A 2,221-nucleotide genomic window follows, 5' to 3' on the forward strand; every position below is an offset into this window, starting at 1 on the left:
TTACCAGTGATAGCCTCTTTGTATTCAACTTGAGGTTCACCTTGGTTTACTTCCACTTTGAACTCACGTTTGAGACGATCGACAATGATATCCAAGTGTAACTCACCCATACCAGAGATGATAGTTTGACCAGAGGCTTGGTCGGTTTTTACTTGGAAGGTTGGGTCTTCTTCAGCGAGTTTAGCTAAAGCCATACCTAACTTATCAACGTCGGCTTTTGTTTTAGGCTCTACAGCGATACCGATTACTGGATCAGGGAATACCATACTTTCGAGTACGATAGGATATTTCTCATCGCAAAGGGTATCACCCGTTTTGATATCTTTAAAACCTACTGCAGCTCCTATATCACCTGCTTCAATATATTCGATAGGGTTTTGTTTATTAGCGTGCATCTGGTAAATACGAGAAATACGCTCTTTATTGTTTGAACGAGTGTTCAACACGTAAGAACCCGCATCTAAGTGACCAGAATAAGCGCGGAAGAATGCCAAACGACCTACGTAAGGGTCAGTAGCAATTTTGAATGCCAAGGCTGCAAAAGGAGCGTCAACAGCTGGCTTGCGTAGTGCAGGCTCACCTGTTTCAGGATTAGTACCCTCAATAGCTTCTTTATCAAGCGGTGATGGCAAATAACGACATACCGCATCAAGCATAAATTGTACCCCTTTATTTTTAAATGATGAACCGCATACCATAGGAATGATAGCCATATCCATTACTGCTGCGCGCAATGCCTTATGGATTTCCTCTTCAGTAATTGAACTTTCATCTTCCATAAATTTCTCAAGTAATCCTTCGTCATAGCCTGCTACCTCTTCAATCAATTGAGCGCGATATTTGGCTACATCTTCTTTCATATCGGCAGGAATTTCTACTACGTCGAAAGTAGAACCTGAATTTTCTTCGTGCCATACGATGGCGCGGTTTTTAATCAAATCTACAACACCTTTGAAATCTGCTTCGTCACCGATAGGCAATACGATAGGAACCGCGTTAGATTTGAGCTTCGCGCCGAGCATCGCACCTTAGAGCTCATGCGCGGCATCGACGTTAGCGATCTTAGTTGCGAGCGCATTAAAGCAGAGCTGATTAAATTTTTTCGTGCACCTGCGCACCGATATGGGATGATGCTAATGCAAGAGCTGGGGCTTTATGAGCGGGTTTTTGGATTGCGGATTGATCCGCTCGTGCATGAGCGACTGATAAAATTCATAGAGCGTGGTGAATCTTTCGTGAGAAATGAAATGTTTTTTTTATACGCGTTTTTGAATTTTTTAGGATTAGATAAAAATAAAATTTTAAAGAATTTAGGGCTAAATTCTCTTTATAAAAGGCTACTTAGCGAGCCGTTTTTTAAGCGGGTAAGCGACGAGCGACTATGTAAAATCGCTCTAAAAATGCCGCTTAAGCAGTGGCTAGGGCTGTATTGTAGAGGTAGGGTGCAAGCATCAAAGCGGCTTGGGATTTGGGATAAGAAATTTAAAAGCTTGGTTTGCGCCGCGGATGTCGCTCGCAATCTGCGCGGCGCTGCGATCGGCAAGGAGATCAAGAGGCTGCAAGAAGCGGAGATTAGGGCGTTTGTGGCGGCTTTAAAAGCGTAAATTTAGAGAGATTTTTGTAAAATCGCCGTTTTATTTAGGAGCTAGTTTTATGAAAAAATTCTATCGTCACGACGAAATTTACGCGTTTTGTAAAAATGCTGCGTATTTACAAAAGCGCGCTTTTTGCTTTGATCGCAGGCGAAATCCCGTAATTTTTGCTGCGCGAAATTTTATCTTTTATGGCGAGCGAAATTTAAATTTTTGTGGCGTAAGATTTCATAGTGCAAAGCTTAGCTCGGTAGGATTTCACGACGCGGAATTTGACCTATTAAAATTTCATCCGTCGTGTCGCCATACCGAAAAAGCCCACGAGGCGAAGTTTTATGGATCGCGCGAATTTCGCAGATCACATCGCTGCGGCGAGAAATTATACGAGCCGTGCAGCAGCGAGACGGAATTTCACGGCTCGCATTGTAGAGAGATGAAATTTTGCGGATTAGGACATCTTGGCACAAAATCTTACAGCCTGCGTCGTATTAAACGCATTAAAGCAAAATTTAGCGAGCCGTATCGCGCGTCCTGTACTATGGGAGTAGCTGTCGCGCCGCACCACAAAAAAATGCAAGAGCCGTATCGCTGCAAGGAGATATCTGACGTCCTGCAGCATCGCAAAATCA

3 protein-coding genes are annotated in these 2,221 nt (G+C 43.4%); 2 read left to right on the top strand and 1 reads right to left on the bottom strand.

The window, feature by feature from the left end; translation table 11 throughout:
- A partial coding sequence (locus Q0277_RS07555; RefSeq protein WP_297996963.1) for an EF-Tu/IF-2/RF-3 family GTPase occupies window positions 1-938 on the bottom strand: 938 nt, incomplete at its 3' end.
- Between Q0277_RS07555 and Q0277_RS07560 the strand changes: the two genes are divergently transcribed.
- The gene (locus Q0277_RS07560) at window positions 909-1,604 is read left to right on the top strand and encodes a hypothetical protein (RefSeq protein ID WP_297996964.1); all 696 of its coding nucleotides are present in this window, start codon (window positions 909-911) and stop codon (window positions 1,602-1,604) included. The genes Q0277_RS07555 and Q0277_RS07560 overlap by 30 nt on opposite strands.
- 49 nt (window positions 1,605-1,653) lie before the next feature.
- On the top strand, window positions 1,654-2,221 hold a 568-nt coding region (locus tag Q0277_RS07565), incomplete at its 3' end, for a hypothetical protein (RefSeq protein WP_297996966.1).

Source organism: uncultured Campylobacter sp. (genome assembly GCF_938030815.1).
Lineage (GTDB): Bacteria > Campylobacterota > Campylobacteria > Campylobacterales > Campylobacteraceae > Campylobacter_B.